Origin of the sequence: Pseudoduganella lutea (assembly GCF_004209755.1) — a bacterium.
GTDB lineage: Bacteria > Pseudomonadota > Gammaproteobacteria > Burkholderiales > Burkholderiaceae_D > Rugamonas > Rugamonas lutea.
Genome location: NZ_CP035913.1, coordinates 1,924,058 through 1,940,161 on the forward strand (window position 1 = coordinate 1,924,058; position 16,104 = coordinate 1,940,161).

The window sequence follows — 16,104 nt, forward strand, 5'->3', positions numbered from 1 at the left end:
GGCGCCGCTGGCGACGCCGGTCGGGTAGCCGGTCAGAACGTGTACCGGACGCTGGCCTTGACGGCCCTGCCGCTGACGGAACGGGCAGCGTGACCATCGCTCTCGGCTTCGGTGAAGCCGATCTCGTTGAACAGGTTGTTGGCAGACAGCGCCAGCATGATGCGCTCGCTGATGCGGTAATTCACGAAGGCGCTCACGGTGCGGTAGGCCGGCAGCTCGATCGTGTTGGCGTCGTCCGCCCACGACCTGCCGGTGCCCACCACGCTGGCGCCCAGGGTGGCATTGCCGCTTTCATACGTGGCGGCCAGCTGGTACACGGCGCGGGCCTGGCGGCGCGGCGTGTGGCCGACCAGCGTTTCGGCGCCCGGTGCCGTCGCGCTGATCTCCGCATCGGTCAGCGTGAGGCCGCCGTTGACGCCGAAGCCGCCGCTGCGCCACGCTGCCTCGATCTCCACGCCTTTCGCGTCGTAGCTGTTGGCCGTGCTGGCCTGCGTGGTCACTTCGTAGTTGCTTTCCCGCGTTTTCGCATGGAAGGCCGTGACGAAGGCGCTCAGCGGGCCGCTGCGCCATTTCACGCCGCCCTCCAGCTGGCGCACGGTATTGATGCTGATGGGCGTGCTGCCGTCGAGCGGGGAACCGAACAGGATACGGTCGGCATTGAACGCCACGCCTTCGCTGGCCCGCGCGAACAGCGCCAGGGCGCCGGACAGGCGGTAGTTGGCGCCCACCGAATACGAGTTGTGGCTCAGGCCATAATCGACCCGCTGCACGGTGGCCGCATCGTAGCGCTGCGCCCCGGTGGCGATGTTGGCCGTGCCGCTCGCGCTCTGCCGGTCGTGGCGCACGCTGGCATCCACGTTCAATGGCCCCGCCTCGTAGCCCAGGTTGACGTACGGCGACCGGTAGCGGTACTGCACGTCCACGGCGCGCGAGCAGCAGGCGCCGAACGCGGGGCCGACGAGGCCCGGCGTGGCGCTCGCCGTTTGCAGCAGGGCTGGCCGGTCGCCGCTGGCCTGCATCAGGTATTCGTTGAAGTGCCACGTCAGGCCCAGGTCCTGGTTGGCGATGTACATGCCGCCGGTGGCCGTCACGCGAGCCCCATCCGCGAGGCGGAAGGTGCGCGCCAGCTTGGTATCGCTCATGACCGAACCGGCATCGTCAATCGACGTATTGAAGACCACCGCGGCGAATGCGCGGCCGGCATAGGCCTGGCCGGCCCGCTGGCCCGTCGCGAACGTGTAGTCGCCCTCGACGCCGTTGTTCCCGGCGAATACGCCGATGAAGCGGCCGCTGTTGTTCGACTTGCGCAGGCGCTCCGTCACCGTCCAGCCATTGGCCAGCTCGACCTGCCCTTCCAGGCCGATACTGTCGCTGCGCACGCGCATGCCGTCGTTGACGTCGTGCGCCACCCGGCGGTTGGCCTTGTCGAGCGTGACATCCGGCACCCAGTAGGGCGAATAGAAGCTGGCGGTGCGCGGGTCGATGCCGTCGATGGCGGCAACCCGGCCGCCGACGACGCGGACCGGGACTGGCAGCGCGGTCGGCGTGCGGTCGTCCAGGTGTTTCACGGACAGGCGCAGGTAGCCGCGGTCGAATTCGCGCGTGATGTTGGCGCGCAGCTGCCCGCCCCGTTCGCTCGTGACACCGGTTTCGCGCACGCCTTCGCCCACGCGGTAGAAGCCGCCGATGAAGAAGCGCGTGCGCGGGCCGAGCGTGCCTCCGTAGTCGCCATCGAAGCGCGAAGAACGATGGTCGACGCCCTGCGTGATGCCCAGGCCGCCGCCCTCCTGCTCGCCGGTCTTGCCGATGAAATTGACGATGCCGCCCGGCGCGTTGGTGGCCAGCGTGGAGGCCGAACCGCCGCGCACCACTTCAAGGTGGGACAGGCCGCCGTCGATGCGCATCCACGCGTCCGGCGTGGCGAAGTTGAAGTCGCCGGACTGCAGCACCGGCAGGCCGTCTTCCTGCATCTGCACATAGCGGGAACCGCCCGCGGAGATGGGCACGCCACGCACGGTCATGTTGGCATTGCCTTCGCCGCCCGACGATTCGGCGCGCACGCCGGGCACCGAGCGCAGGACGTCCGCCGCGCTGGTGGGCACCGACCGGGCGATCGTATCGGCTTCCAGCGTGCTGACCGACACGCTCGATTTCATTTTCGACGTGCCGCCGGCCGTGCCGGTCACGACGACGCGGTTCATCTGCAGGGCGTCGTCCGCCGGTGTAGCAGCTTCCTGGGCAAGTGCGCCGCTCATCTGCAGCAGGGCGAGCGATACCGCCGCCCCCATGCGGGTGCAAGGGAATGTCATGGGTCTCCTCCGATGTCTTGTGAATGTGCGCCGGTGTCGGATGCCGGCGCTTCTGGTGAGCAAATTATCACCACTTTTGTTTGGTATTGCAATCGATTGCAATACATTTTTTACGGCCCTATGCCGATAAAACAACGGTATCTATAGAGCCAACAATCAGACAATGCAAACGATTACATCTCGAGCCACATTACCTACGATGGCGATCTGACGATACTCAGCCGTTGTGATCGTGTTCGCCGGCGCTGGCGCGGACGACAAGTTCGGTGGGGAGCTGCGCGGACGCGGCAGGTGCGCCGTCGATCATCGCGAGCAGCGCCGTCACCATGGCGCGGCCCGCAGCGCCGATCGGCTGGCGGATGGTGGTGAGGCGGGGATGGAAATAGGCGGATTGGTCGATATCGTCGTAGCCGACGACCGCCACGTCGTCCGGCACGCGCCGGCCGTGCCCGCGCAGGCTGTCGATGGCGGTCATCGCCAGCAGGTCGCTGCACGCGAACACGGCGTCATAGTCGACGCCGCGCGCCTGCAGCGTCTCGACGGCTTCCCGCCCTCCCCGCGGCAGGAACGGGCTCGATACCTGCAGCCGTGGATCGACGGCGATGCCATGCCTGGCCAGGGCTTCGCAGTGGCCGCGATAGCGCTGTGCCGGTTCGGGCAGGTCGATATCGCCGACGAAGGCGATGCGCCTGCGGCCCTGGGCAAGCAGGTGTTCCGTGGCCAAAGTGCCGCCGCTGACGTTGTCGCTGCCGATGCAGCAGTACAGCTGGCGAGGCAACTGGGCGCCCCACACCACGATGGGGACCTTGCGGGCCGCCAGCTCGTTGAGCTCCTCGTGCCGGCCCCATTGCCCGACAAGGATGATGCCGACGACTCGGCCGGAATCGAACGGCGCGGCGGCGGCCGCGCCCAGTTCATCGACCGGGATGCGCGAGAACAGCATGTCGAATCCCTGCTCGGTCAGCGCATCGGCAAGGCTGCCCAGCATGGCGAGCAGGAAGGGGTCGGTCAGGTTCTGGTGGCTCTTGCGGTCGAACGGAATGAGCACGCTGATCGAGCGGTTCTGCTTGAGGCGCAGGTTTTGCGCGCCGATGTTGATGGAGTATTTCAGCGACGCCGCCAGTTCGAGGATGCGGCCGCGGGTTTCCGCGTTGACGAGGGGACTGTTGTTCAGGGCGCGCGAGACGGTGGCCGTCGACACGCCGGCAAGCCGCGCGATATCGGCCATCTGCAGGCGCCGTTGCGCCGTGTCGCTGCTGGAATCGTCTTGCCGTGCTTTCGCCATGTGCTGTTTTCCGCGGTGGTCCCGGGACGGGAGCGCCGATTGTATGACACCGGGGCTGGTGGTGTAAGCTCTCGCTTGTAAGCTCTTGTTTATACGAATGGGGACCGGTACCCCGCCGCCCCGACGGATCACACAACGCGCACATGCTCCAGGAACTCTTCCTCTTTTCCCCTCCCGCCACCCTGCCCGCCGCGATCGTCGCCGCGATCTTCGGCCTGCTGGTCGGCAGCTTCCTGAACGTCGTCATCTACCGCATGCCGAGGATGATGCAGCGCGAGTCCGACAACTACGTGGCGTCCGAATCGGGCCTGCCGCTGCCGCACACGGACCGCTTCAACCTGATGGTGCCGCGCTCGCGCTGCGGCCACTGCGGGCACCAGATCACGGCGCTGGAAAACATCCCGGTCGTCAGCTGGCTCGCGCTGCGCGGCAAATGCAGCAAGTGCAAGGCGCCCATTTCGGCGCGCTATCCCGTCATCGAAGCGCTGACCGGGGCACTGTCGGCCGCGCTGGTGTGGCAGTTCGGCAGCGGCTGGACGGGCCTGGCCACGCTGCTGTTCGCCTACCTGCTGATCGCGATGACGTTCATCGACGCGGACACGAAACTGCTGCCGGACGACCTCACGTACCCGCTGCTGTGGGCCGGCCTGCTGGTCAACCTGAACGGTACCTTCGTGCCGCTGGCGGACGCGGTGATCGGCGCCGCGGCCGGCTACCTCGTGCTGTGGTCCGTCTACTGGCTGTTCAAGCTGGTGACGGGCAAGGAAGGCATGGGCTACGGCGACTTCAAGCTGCTGGCCGCGCTGGGCGCGTGGCTGGGCTGGATGATGCTGCCGACGATCATCCTGCTGTCGTCGGTGGTGGGCGCGGTGGTCGGCATCGGCCTGATCGTGTTTGCCAAACGCGGCCGCGAGAATCCCATTCCGTTCGGCCCCTATCTCGCCGCCGCCGGCATGATCGCGCTGCTGTTCGGCCAGGAGATCGCCGCGTTCACGGGGCGGTTCCTGGGCACGGCATGACGGAGCGTGGCGCGAACAGGCGCTTTGTCGTTGGCCTCACGGGCGGCATCGGCAGCGGCAAGAGCGTGGTGGCGCGGCTGTTTGCCGAGCGGGGCGTGGACATCGTCGATACCGACGCGATCGCGCGTGGTCTGACGGCGCCGCATGGCGCCGCGATGCCCGCCCTGCTGGCCGAATTCGGCGACGGCTTCGCCGATGCACACGGCGCGCTGGACCGGGCGAAGATGCGCGCGCTCGCGTTCTCCGATCCGGATGCGAAGCGGCGGCTGGAGGGTATCCTGCATCCGATGATCCGCGATGCCGTGTTTGCCGAAAGCCTGCTGGGCACGGGCCCCTACGTGATCTTCGATATTCCGCTGCTGGTCGAATCCGGCACGTGGCGGACACGGGTGGGCCGCGTGCTCGTGGTCGATTGCCCTGAAACGGTGCAGGTAGAACGCGTGATGGCCCGCAATGCGCTGCCGGAACAACAGGTGCGCGCGATCATGGCCGCGCAGGTACCGCGGCAGGCGCGGCTGGCTGCAGCGGACGACGTCATCGACAATGGCGGCGCGCTGGTAGAGCTGGCGCCGCAAGTCGACCGCTTGCATGCAACTTACTTAACGATCGCTGAAGAAGAAGCCAGGAACACGTGAAAAAGAAGTAAAAACAATTAACAACGTTTGTATTTTTGCTTCGCATGCTTCAGAATCACGGGCATCTTTCCAGGCCCACCATCGAGGATTCGTTTTGATCGTTTATGAATATCCTTTCAACGAGCGCATTCGCACGCTGCTGCGCCTGGAGGACCTGTACGAGAAGTTCACGTTTTTCCTGAACCAGGAACACCCGTTGCAGCATCACGTGGCGCTTACCACGATTTTCGACATGCTCGAAGTGGCCGGCCGTGCCGACCTGAAATCGGACCTGCTGCAGGAAATCGAGCGCCAGAAGCAGACGCTGATGGGCTACCGGACCAATCCCGCCGTGCAGACCGAGATGCTCGACGCCATTCTCGAGGAACTCGACAGCGTGTCGGCCGCGCTGGTGACCTTGCAGGGCAAGCCGGGCCAGAACGTGCGCGACAATGAATGGCTGATGAGCATTCGCGGCCGCACGATCATGCCCGGCGGCGCCTGCGAATTCGATCTGCCGTCGTATTACGCCTGGCAGCAGCGCCCGTTCGAACAGCGCTATCACGACATTGCCACGTGGTTTGCGCCGATGGCGCCACTGTGCAATGCGCTCGCCCTCCTGCTGCGCCTGCTGCGCAATTCCGGCGCGCCGAAAAAGATGATCGCCAATGCCGGCAGCTACCAGCAGATGTTGCAGGGCAAGGTGTACCAGATGCTGCGGCTGACGGTCGACGAATCGTTCGGCGCGATCCCGGAAATCTCGGCCAACAAATACATGCTGTGGGTGCGCTTCACCAGTCAGGGCGGCGACTGCAAGCCGAAGCCGCTGGAAGAAGACGTGCCATTCGAACTGACCCTTTGCAATTTCTGATTTAACGCCATGCCTACCGTCGTCGACTGCCCCACCTGTGGCAAGAAAGTGGAGTGGAGCGAGAAAAACAAGTACCGCCCCTTCTGTTCCGAACGCTGCAAGCAAATCGACCTGGGTGCCTGGGCCGAGGAAAAATACACAATCCCCGGCACCGCCCCTACCGACCCGCTCGAGGACGACAAGCAGTAAAGCGAGCCAAGCCTGAACCGGCACGGACCCTGAAGCCGTTCAGTTAAGGCGACGTGACCATTTGTGTTGGCAGCCAGGTGCCTGGTGTCGGACATTTTTTCCGGGCGTCTCATCCGGAAAATGTGTCGGACACCGGTTTTCCGCTCAGGAAATGGCAACATCAAAAATGGGGTCCGTCCCCATTTTTCGGGCAACTGTTTATGCGCGGTCGATCCACTGCAGTAGCGGGATGGTGGCCGGCAGCAGCGGTTCGACGCCGACCTCTCCCTGCCACGCGAACGCCTGCCCTTCGAGGCTTTGCGGTTCGCCGCGCCAGTGGCGGCTGACGAAGAAGTGCAGCCGCACGTGGGCGTGCTCGTACACGTGCTCGACGCCGCACCATTCGTCGGCTTCGAGGACTTCGATGCCCAGTTCTTCCATGAATTCGCGCTTCAGTGCCTCGAGGATGGTCTCGCCCGGGTCCACTTTCCCGCCAGGGAATTCCCAGTAGCCGGCATAGGGCTTGCCCGGCGGGCGCTGGCCCAGCAGCACGTCGCCGTTCGGCTTCATCAGGATGCCGACCGCGACATCGATCGGCTTCGGCGCCTGCGTCATACCGGGTTGCCCATCTTGCCGGCGAAGTCGCGGGCGAACTGCCAGGCCACGCGGCCGGAGCGCGAGCCCCGCTGCAGGGCCCAGCGCAGCGCGTCGCCACGGGCTTCGGCGATCTGTTCCGGCGTGCAGCCGAACGTGGACAGCCAGTGCGCGACGATGGCCAGGTAATCGTCCTGCTTGAAGGCGTAGAACGACAGCCACAGGCCGAAACGCTCGGACAGCGAGATCTTTTCCTCGACCGTTTCGCCGGGATGCAGGTCGCCATCCTCGTCGTGACGGGCGCTCATGTTCTCCGACATCTTTTCCGGCAGCAGGTGCCGCCGGTTCGACGTGGCGTAGATCAGCACATTGTCGGACTGCGCGGTGATGGACCCGTCCAGCGCCACCTTCAGCGCCTTGTAGCCGCTCTCGCCTTCCTCGAACGACAGGTCGTCGCAGAACACGACGAAGCGCTCGGGCCGGCCGGCCACCAGGTCGATGATGTCCGGCAGGTCGGCGAGATCGGCCTTGTCCACCTCGATCAGCCGCAGGCCGCGGTCGGCGAAGCCGTTCAGGCAGGCCTTGATCAGCGACGATTTGCCCGTGCCGCGCGCGCCCGTCAGCAGCACGTTGTTGGCCGGGCGGCCTTCGACGAACTGCCGCGTGTTCTGCTCGATCGCCGCCTTCTGGTTCGCCACGTTGTGCAGGTCGCCCAGCGTGATCTTCGACGCATGCGCGACCGGTTGCAGCCAGCCGGTGCTGTTGCCGATGCCGCCGCTGCGCTTGCGCCAGCGGAAAGCCGTGGCGGCGCTCCAGTCCGGCGCCTGCACGGCGGGCGGCAGCAGCGCCTCCACCCTTGCCAGCACACGTTCAGCGCGCTGGAGGAAGTCTTCCAGCCCCGCCATCAGGAACGGTAATCCGCGTTGATCGACACGTAGTCGTGCGACAGGTCGCACGTGTACACGGTGGCGGCGGCGCTGCCGCGCGCCAGTTTCACGCGCACGGTGATCTCGCTCTGCTTCATCACGCGCTGGCCGTCTTCTTCCTTGTAGTCGGGATTGCGGCCGCCGTCTTTCGCCACCCACACGTCATCGAGCCACATGTTGATCTTCGAGACATCGAGCTCCACGCCCGCATAGCCGATCGCGGCGAGGATACGGCCCAGGTTCGGGTCGGAAGCAAAGAACGCCGTCTTCACCAGCGGCGAATGGCCGATCGAATAGGCGATCTTGCGGCATTCCTCGACGGACTCGCCCTCTTCCACGGAGATCGTGATGAACTTGGTGGCGCCTTCGCCGTCGCGCACGATGGCCTGGGCCAGGAACACGGACAGTTCGGTCACCGCGGCCGCCAGTTCGCGGTATGCGGGCGAATCGACCGAATCCACTGCCAGCGTGCCGGCACCGGTGGCCATCAGGATGAACGAGTCGTTGGTGGACGTGTCGCCATCGATCGTGATGCAGTTGAACGACTTGTCGGCCACTTCCTTCACCAGCACGTCGAGCACGGGCTGCGCCACCTTCGCGTCGAACGCGAGGTAGCCGAGCATCGTGGCCATGTTCGGCTTGATCATGCCGGCGCCCTTGCTGATGCCCGTGAGCGTGACGGCATGGCCGCCGATCGTGACCGTGCGCGAGCCGGCCTTCGGCTGCGTGTCGGTGGTCATGATGCCTTCGGCCGCGTTGAACCAGTTGTCGGCCTTCAGGTTCTGCACGGCGGCCGGCAGGCCGGCCTTGATCTTCGCGACCGGCAATGGCTCCAGGATCACGCCCGTGGAGAATGGCAGGATCTGCTGCGCATCGAGGCCCAGTTCGGCCGCCAGCGCGTCGCAGGTGGCGCGGGCATTGGCCATGCCCGCCTCGCCGGTGCCCGCATTGGCGTTGCCCGTGTTGACGAGCAGTGCACGGATCGGCTTGCCGCCGGCCTTCGCCGCCGCCAGGTTGTCCTTGGAAATCTGCACGGGCGCCGCGCAGAAACGGTTCAGCGTGAACACGCCGGCAACGGTGGCCCCCTCGGCCAGCTTCATCACCAGCACATCCTTGCGGTTCGGTTTCTTGATCCCGGCCTCGGCATAGCCGATCTCGATACCGGCGACAGGTTTCAGTTCTGCGGCGACAGGAATGGGGGAATTGACGGCCATGTGTTGTTCTCGTGCGGTTGGTAAAACCCCTATTGTAATCCCTGTGACAACAGGTGTCGGCCGGTACCCCACCGCCGGACGGCGCCTTATATCTTTGAATAGAAAACGTGTCATGAACCGGTGATCGCGGACCGGGGTGTTCACAAAAAAACGACAGTAACTTTCATATTGTATATCTACGCGGCAATTAAATTTGGTGCCAAGTGGCAATATCCCATAAGGTGGAGACCGCATGCAGTCTGTCGTGAACAAAGCGCCGCTCCCCTATCTCCGCAGCGGCCTCGCGATGAGCAATACCCCATACAAAACACTTATCGAATCGGACCTCTTCAGCATGAAAATGAAACTGTCAGCAGCATTCGTCCTCGGCGCACTGTGCCTGATGCAGACCGGCGCGGCCAACGCTGTCGCTATCGGCGAGAACCTGAACGTCAGCGGCTTCGGCACGCTGGCCGCCGCCAGGAGCAATTCGGACGACGCGCGCTTCACGCGCGCCAACCAGCGCGAAGGCACGGCGGGCACGAACACGTTCGGCCTGGACTCGAACCTGGGCCTGCAGGCGACCTACACGTTCTCGGACAAGCTGTCCGCCACGACGCAGATCCTGTCGCGCAAATCGACCGGCGACAGCTTCACGACCGACCTGGCATGGGCGTTCGTCAAGTACAAGCTGAACGATGAAGTGTCGTTCCGTGCGGGCCGTATCGTGGTGCCGGCATTCCTGATCTCGGATTACCAGAACGTGGGCTATGCCAACACGATGATGCGTCCGCCGGTCGAGATGTATGGCCAGATGATCATCGAGAACGCCGACGGCGTCGACGTGAACTGGCAGCGCTCCTTCGGTGACACCAACGTGACGGCGCTGGCGTTCGTGGGCATTGCCCGCGGCAAGTCGTACGTGTCGAGCAACCGTTCGGAACCGCGCTACCAGGCACCGGTGGCCGGCTTCGCCGTCAGCGCCGAGCATGGCCCCGTCACGCTGCGCTTCGCGCATGCCCAGGGCAAGCTGAAGGCCACCGACGTCAAGCCGATCAACACGCTCACTGGCACGCTGGATTCGCTGGGCTTCAATCAGCTGGCCGACGACATCACCATCACCGATTACAAGCGTGTCGCCTTCACGTCCGTGGGTCTGATGGCCGACTGGAACAACATCGTCGTGCAGTCCGAGTTCGGCATGCGCCGCGCCAAGGACCCGGTCTACCTGGCCGACAGCAACGCCTGGTACACCATGGTCGGGTACCGCTTCGGCAAAGTGCTGCCGTACTTCGCGCACGCCAAGTACGACGGCAAGGGTTCGATCGTTGCCGTGCCGGCGCAGCTGGCACGCATCCCGGCGCTCAATGCCGGCGTGAAGAACCTGCTGGGCGCAAGCAGCCAGTCGTCCAACCTGGTTGGCGTGCGCTGGGACTTCGCCTCGTCGGCCGCGCTGAAGGTGCAGGTCGACCGCGTGAGCCCGGGCGCCAAGAACGGCTTCCTGTCCGACGTGACCCCGGCCGGTGTCGGCAAGAAGGTCACCGTGGTCGCCGCCGGCGTGGACTTCGTTTTCTAAGGAACGCACATGAAAAAGATCACCATTTCCCTGGTCATCGCCTCCCTCGCAGCGGTGGCCGCAGTCCTGCCTTCCTCGGCATTTGCCGAGACCGTGGTCATCGTCAGCGCGAAGAACCCGGCCACCCGCATGTTCTCCGAACAGGCGGCCCAGTTCTTCCTCGGCAAATCGACGATGTTCACGCCGGTCGACCAGGCCGACGGTTCGGCGATCCGCAACGAGTTCTACAAGAAGGTGACAGACAAGGACGCCGCCCAGGTGAAAGCCATCTGGTCGAAGCTGGTCTTTACCGGCAAGGCGCAGGCGCCGAAAGAGTTCAAGTCGAACGCCGACGTGAAGAAGGCCGTTGCCGATGACCCGAAAGCCATCGGGTATATCGACAAGTCGGCCGTGGACGATACCGTCAAGGTCATCCTAACGCTGCAGTAAGCCGTTTCGCGGCATCGAAAAGCCCGGCCGAGTGCCGGGCTTTTTTCATTGCCGCGCCTTACAGGCGGATACTACGGGCCAGCCGCTGCCCATCGCGCGAAAGGCCATGCCGCTCGTAGAAGCGGTGCGCATCGAGCCGCCGGTCGCTGCTCGTCACTTCCAGTTTCACGCAGCCGGCCGACACAAACCAGCGCTCGGCAGCGGCGATCAGCGCGGCGCCGATGCCCTCGCTCCGGTACCGCTCGTCGACGACCATGCTGGTGATGCGCCCCAGGTGGCCGGCGGTGTGGAACAGCGGCAGCGCGTGCAGGCTGATGCAGCCGACGACTTCGCCTTGCAGCTCGGCCACCAGTACCCGGTCGGCCGGGCTGGAGGCCAGTGCCTCCAGCCTTGCACGGACCTGTCCGGGTGTCGACTCGTATCCCAACTCGTGCAACAGGCGCGCCAGGGCCGTGTGATCGGTGGACTGCGCATCGCGTATCGCCAGGGCCTTGCCGGCGGCTTCGTTCGTCATTCCGGTCATCTCCTTGCGGATGAAAAACGGGGCGAAAAAAAACCGGGGCGCGCCCCGGTTTTCATCAAGCCAGCTTGCCGTGGCAAGCCTTGTACTTCTTGCCGCTGCCGCAAGGGCATGGATCGTTGCGGCCGACCTTTGCCCCCATCTGCACCTGCGCTTCCGGCATGCCGGCCGGGTGTGCCGTGGGTGCCAGCAGTTCTTCCGGTGCCGCGCTCGGATCGAAGTCGGCGTGCTGGAAGGAGACGTTTTCCAGGTGCGTGACGGCCAGTGCCGCTTCGGCCGCTTCCACTTCCTCGCGCGACTGGATGCGCACCGTCATCACCTGGCGCACCACTTCGTTCTTGATCAGGTCCAGCATCTGGGCGAACAGTTCGAACGCTTCGCGCTTGTACTCCTGCTTCGGGTTCTTCTGCGCGTAGCCGCGCAGGTGGATACCCTGGCGCAGGTGGTCCAGCGCGGCCAGGTGTTCGCGCCAGTGGGTGTCCACTGACTGCAGCATCACGCTGCGCTCGAAGCCGCCGAACGCTTCCTTGCCGACGATGGCGATCTTGGCGTTGTACTGCTCGTCCGCCGCGGCCACCACGCGCTCGACGAGGTCTTCGTCGGTCAGGTTCGATTCCTTTTCCAGCATCTCGGCCAGTGGCACGTCGATCTGCCACTCGGATGCCAGCGTGGCCTGCAGGGCCGGCACGTCCCACTGCTCTTCCACGGATTCTTCCGGCACGTGCTGGCGCACCAGATCGGTGAATACGCCGTGGCGCAGGTTCTGGATCATCTCGGCGATCTCGGTCGCCTCCAGCAGCTCGTTACGCTGCTGGTAGATCACCTTGCGCTGGTCGTTGGACACGTCGTCGTATTCGAGCAGCTGCTTGCGGATGTCGAAGTTGCGGGCCTCGACCTTGCGCTGCGCCGATTCGATGGAACGGGTGACGATGCCCGCTTCGATCGGTTCGCCTTCCGGCATCTTCAGGCGATCCATGATGGCGCGCACGCGGTCGCCGGCGAAGATGCGCAAGAGCGGATCGTCCAGCGACAGGTAGAAGCGCGACGAGCCCGGGTCGCCCTGGCGGCCGGAACGGCCGCGCAGCTGATTGTCCACCCGGCGCGATTCATGGCGCTCGGTGCCGATGATGTGCAGGCCGCCGGCCGCCACCACCTGCTCGTGCAGTGCCTGCCAGCCATCGCGCAGTTGCTTGATCTTCGCTTCCTTGTCGGCTTCCGACAGGTTCGCGTCGGCCTCGAGCAGCTTGATCTGGTTTTCCAGGCTGCCGCCCAGCACGATATCGGTACCACGGCCAGCCATGTTGGTGGCGATGGTGATTGCTTTCGGCGAACCCGCCTGGGCGATGATTTCCGCTTCGCGGGCGTGCTGTTTCGCGTTCAGCACGTTATGCGGCAGCTTGGCCTTGTCGAGGATGGACGCCAGCAGCTCCGAGTTCTCGATCGACGTGGTACCCACCAGCACCGGCTGGCCGCGGTCGTAGCAGTCGCGGATGTCGGCAACCATCGCCTGGTATTTTTCCTGCGCCGACTTGTACACCTGGTCCTGCCTGTCCTTGCGGGCGGACGGACGGTTCGGCGGGATCACCACGGTCTCGAGGCCGTAGATGTCCTGGAATTCGAATGCTTCCGTATCGGCGGTACCGGTCATGCCCGACAGCTTGGCATACATGCGGAAGTAGTTCTGGAACGTGATCGAGGCCAGCGTCTGGTTCTCGTTCTGGATCTTCACGCCTTCCTTGGCTTCCACGGCCTGGTGCAGGCCATCGGACCAGCGGCGGCCCGTCATCATGCGGCCCGTGAATTCGTCGACGATGACGACTTCGCCGTGCTGCACCACGTAGTGCTGGTCCTTGTGGTACAGCGCATGCGCGCGCAGCGCCGCATACAGGTGGTGCACCAGCGTGATGTTGGCGGAGTCGTACAGCGAGGCGCCTTCCGGCAGCAGGCCCATCTGCGTGAGGATCGCTTCGGCCTTTTCGTGGCCGGCTTCGGTCAGCAGCACCTGGTGCGACTTTTCGTCCTTCGTGTAGTCGCCCGGCACTTCGATACTGCCCTTGCCGTCCGGCTTTTCCTCGCCGATCTGCAGGGTCAGCATCTTCGGCACTTCATTGATCTTGTGGTACAGGTCCGTGTGGTTCTCGGCCTGGCCGGAAATGATCAGCGGCGTACGGGCTTCGTCGATCAGGATCGAGTCGACTTCGTCGACGATCGCGTAGTTCAGGCCGCGCTGCACGCGATCGCGGATATCGAACACCATGTTGTCGCGCAGGTAGTCGAAACCGAATTCGTTGTTGGTGCCGTAGGTGATGTCCGAGGCATACGCCTGCTGCTTGACCGAGTGCTCCATCTGGCCGAGGTTGACACCCGTGGTCAGGCCGAGCCAGCGGTACAGCTTGCCCATCGTTTCGGCATCGCGCTGGGCCAGATAATCGTTGACCGTCACGATGTGCACGCCCTTGCCGGACAGCGCGTTCAGGTAGGCCGGCAGGGTTGCCGTCAGCGTCTTGCCTTCACCGGTGCGCATCTCGGCGATCTTCCCGTAATGCAGGACCATGCCGCCCAGCAGCTGGACGTCGAAGTGGCGCATCTTGAACACGCGCTTGGATGCTTCGCGGCACACGGCGAACGCCTCGACCAGCAAATCGTCCAGCGCTTCGCCGGCCGCCACGCGTTCCTTGAAGGCGGGCGTCTTGGCCTGCAATTCGGCGTCCGACAGCTTTTCGTACTCGGGTTCGAGAGCGTTGATTGCTTTGACGGTTTTTTGGTATTGCTTGAGCAGCCGTTGATTACGGCTGCCGAAAATCGCGGTCAGTAAGGACATGCTTGAATTCTTGAATAAACGCCGTTTAAAAAAAGCTCGCTTCGCGACCTCGCCCAGAGCCTGTGGCAAAAAGACCTGTGATTTTAGCACGGGGGTACATTGGGATGGCTGCCGGAAAGACAATAGCCAAAAGGGAACGAAGCCCTTGCCCGAATATCCGCCCGCAGCGGCCCAGTGTCCGCCAAGGCGCCGCTGCAGCGCCGCCGATGCTGCGCGCACGGCGCGGCTATGCTATGTTTCGCGCATGCGATTCAATGCCTTCAGCCCGACCCGTCAGAACCGGAATGCCGTGGATGCCACGGATTTCCTGCGCCGCAACGACCACCTGGCGGCACTGCTGCCGGCCGTGCAGCGCATGGCCCGGTTGCAGCAGGACTGCGCGAAAGTCCTGCCGACCGCATTCGGCTTCTGCGACATCATTTCGTTCGAGGCTGGCCAGCTGGTGCTGTCCACGCCGAACACATCGGTCGCAGCCAAGCTTAAACAGCAATTGCCAAAACTGCAAGAAGCACTCGCGGCCAAGGGGTGGCAGATCGACAACATCCGCCTGAAGGTGCAGATGATGAAGGCAATGTCCGCGCCGCCACCGGAAAGGCGCCAGCTGGTCATTCCCGAGGTGGGGGTCGATTCGTTCGCCCAGCTGTCGGAAACGCTCGAGCCGACGAAACAGAATGCCGCGTTGATCGCGGCGCTGAAGAACCTGGTGGCGCACCGGCGCTGACTACACGGCCAGGTTGCCACCCGGCCCGCGCGGTGCGCGGCCCGCTACCTTAGTTGTACGCCCACTCCTGCTCGAGCTGCCGCGCATACGATGGCGGCGCCTCGTCGGCCGAATCATAGGTGACGAACTCGTAGGCATCCGGATTGGCCAGCAGCTCGCGCAGCAGCTTGTTGTTCAGCGCATGGCCGGATTTGTGCGCTTCGTACGCGCAGACCAGCGGATGGCCGATCACATACAGGTCGCCGATCGCATCGAGGATCTTGTGGCGCACGAATTCATCGTCGTAGCGCAGCCCGTCCGGATTCAGGATGCGGTACTCATCCATCACGATCGCGTTTTCCAGCGAGCCGCCGCGCGCCAGGCCGATCCCGCGCAGCATTTCCACGTCCTGCATGAAGCCGAACGTGCGCGCCCGCGCCACCGCCTGGATATAGGACTGGCTGCCGAAATCGATCTGCGCGCGCTGCGCCGTGCCATCGACGGCCGGGTGGTTGAATTCGATGAAGAAGTCCAGCTTGAAGCCATTGTGCGGCACCAGCCGCGCCCACTTCTCGCCCGCGCCCTGCCCTTCGCGCACTTCGACAGGCTTCTTGATGCGGATGAATTTCTTCGGCGCGGCCTGCTCTTCGAGGCCCGCCTGCTGCAGCAGGTAGACGAACGACGACGCCGAGCCATCCATGATCGGGATTTCCTCGGCGGTCACGTCGATGTAGAGGTTGTCGATGCCCAGGCCCGCGCAGGCGGACATCAGGTGTTCGATCGTCGACACGCGGGCGCCTTCCCTGATCATCACGGTGGCCATGCGGGTATCGCCGATTTCCATCGGGCCGACCGGGAATACGACCGGCGGCTGCAGGTCCACGCGGGAAAAGATGATGCCCGTATCGGGCGGCGCCGGGCGCAATGTCAGTTCGACCTTGGTGCCGGAGTGCACGCCGACACCTGTGGTGCGGACTTGTTCTTTGATGGTTCGTTGTTTCAGCATTTCACGATTATATCGGCTTTCCCCGCCCCGCGTTTCCTCCACCCAAAGGCCCATTGACAGGCTTGAAAGCGAG

General features: G+C 64.4%; 15 protein-coding genes. 7 read left to right on the forward strand and 8 right to left on the reverse strand.

Annotated elements, in window-relative coordinates:
- Nucleotides 1-32: 32 nt before the first annotated feature.
- Both EWM63_RS07990 and EWM63_RS07995 read right to left on the reverse strand, forming a co-directional pair.
- The gene (locus EWM63_RS07990; RefSeq protein ID WP_130186051.1) at nt 33-2,309 is read right to left on the reverse strand and encodes a TonB-dependent siderophore receptor; all 2,277 of its coding nucleotides are present in this window, start codon (nt 2,307-2,309) and stop codon (nt 33-35) included.
- Between the two features lie 217 nt (nt 2,310-2,526).
- Nucleotides 2,527-3,594 carry a LacI family DNA-binding transcriptional regulator gene (locus tag EWM63_RS07995; RefSeq protein ID WP_130186052.1) on the reverse strand — a complete coding sequence of 356 codons (1,068 nt, stop codon included), beginning with the start codon at nt 3,592-3,594 and terminating at the stop codon, nt 2,527-2,529.
- Nucleotides 3,595-3,737: 143 nt separating this feature from the next.
- Between EWM63_RS07995 and EWM63_RS08000 the strand changes: the two genes are divergently transcribed.
- The 4 genes from EWM63_RS08000 (at nt 3,738) to yacG (ending at nt 6,287) form a co-directional block, all read left to right on the forward strand.
- Nucleotides 3,738-4,613 (forward strand): prepilin peptidase, encoded by an 876-nt coding sequence (locus tag EWM63_RS08000; RefSeq protein WP_130186053.1) that lies wholly within the window; start codon nt 3,738-3,740, stop codon nt 4,611-4,613.
- A complete protein-coding gene (coaE, locus tag EWM63_RS08005) occupies nt 4,610-5,248 on the forward strand; it encodes a dephospho-CoA kinase (protein WP_130186054.1) in 639 nt (212 codons plus the stop codon). The genes EWM63_RS08000 and coaE overlap by 4 nt, the downstream gene beginning before the upstream one ends.
- A gap of 94 nt (nt 5,249-5,342) precedes the next feature.
- On the forward strand, nt 5,343-6,098 hold the full coding sequence (zapD, locus tag EWM63_RS08010) for a cell division protein ZapD (RefSeq protein WP_130186055.1): 756 nt from the start codon (nt 5,343-5,345) through the stop codon (nt 6,096-6,098).
- Between the two features lie 9 nt (nt 6,099-6,107).
- Nucleotides 6,108-6,287 carry a DNA gyrase inhibitor YacG gene (gene yacG / locus EWM63_RS08015; RefSeq protein WP_130186056.1) on the forward strand — a complete coding sequence of 60 codons (180 nt, stop codon included), beginning with the start codon at nt 6,108-6,110 and terminating at the stop codon, nt 6,285-6,287.
- A gap of 198 nt (nt 6,288-6,485) precedes the next feature.
- On the opposite strand, the gene EWM63_RS08020 is transcribed toward yacG, so the two are convergent.
- Genes EWM63_RS08020 through argJ form a run of 3 tightly spaced genes read right to left on the reverse strand, consistent with a single transcriptional unit; the run spans nt 6,486 to nt 9,000 of the window.
- Nucleotides 6,486-6,881, reverse strand: coding sequence for an NUDIX domain-containing protein (locus tag EWM63_RS08020; RefSeq protein WP_130186057.1), 396 nt, complete (start codon nt 6,879-6,881; stop codon nt 6,486-6,488).
- Nucleotides 6,878-7,765: an ATP-binding protein gene (locus tag EWM63_RS08025; protein ID WP_130186058.1), complete on the reverse strand. Its 888-nt coding sequence runs from the start codon at nt 7,763-7,765 to the stop codon at nt 6,878-6,880. Before EWM63_RS08025 ends, EWM63_RS08020 begins: the two co-directional genes overlap by 4 nt.
- Nucleotides 7,765-9,000, reverse strand: coding sequence for a bifunctional glutamate N-acetyltransferase/amino-acid acetyltransferase ArgJ (gene argJ / locus EWM63_RS08030; protein WP_130186059.1), 1,236 nt, complete (start codon nt 8,998-9,000; stop codon nt 7,765-7,767). Before argJ ends, EWM63_RS08025 begins: the two co-directional genes overlap by 1 nt.
- A gap of 340 nt (nt 9,001-9,340) precedes the next feature.
- On the opposite strand from argJ, the gene EWM63_RS08035 reads away from it, so the two are divergent.
- Both EWM63_RS08035 and EWM63_RS08040 read left to right on the forward strand, forming a co-directional pair.
- A complete protein-coding gene (locus EWM63_RS08035; protein ID WP_229487801.1) occupies nt 9,341-10,555 on the forward strand; it encodes a hypothetical protein in 1,215 nt (404 codons plus the stop codon).
- Between the two features lie 9 nt (nt 10,556-10,564).
- On the forward strand, nt 10,565-10,984 hold the full coding sequence (locus EWM63_RS08040) for a type 2 periplasmic-binding domain-containing protein (protein WP_130186060.1): 420 nt from the start codon (nt 10,565-10,567) through the stop codon (nt 10,982-10,984).
- A gap of 58 nt (nt 10,985-11,042) precedes the next feature.
- On the opposite strand, the gene EWM63_RS08045 is transcribed toward EWM63_RS08040, so the two are convergent.
- A complete protein-coding gene (locus EWM63_RS08045; protein WP_130186061.1) occupies nt 11,043-11,498 on the reverse strand; it encodes a GNAT family N-acetyltransferase in 456 nt (151 codons plus the stop codon).
- Nucleotides 11,499-11,562: 64 nt separating this feature from the next.
- Nucleotides 11,563-14,325, reverse strand: a complete 2,763-nt coding sequence (gene secA, locus EWM63_RS08050) for a preprotein translocase subunit SecA (protein ID WP_130186062.1) — start codon at nt 14,323-14,325, stop codon at nt 11,563-11,565.
- On the opposite strand from secA, the gene EWM63_RS08055 reads away from it, so the two are divergent.
- Complete coding sequence (locus EWM63_RS08055) at nt 14,324-15,046, forward strand: DciA family protein (protein WP_307720841.1); 723 nt, start codon at nt 14,324-14,326, stop codon at nt 15,044-15,046. The genes secA and EWM63_RS08055 overlap by 2 nt on opposite strands.
- Before the next feature lie 49 nt (nt 15,047-15,095).
- On the opposite strand, the gene lpxC is transcribed toward EWM63_RS08055, so the two are convergent.
- Nucleotides 15,096-16,031, reverse strand: a complete 936-nt coding sequence (gene lpxC / locus EWM63_RS08060; protein ID WP_130186063.1) for a UDP-3-O-acyl-N-acetylglucosamine deacetylase — start codon at nt 16,029-16,031, stop codon at nt 15,096-15,098.
- Nucleotides 16,032-16,104: the final 73 nt, after the last annotated feature.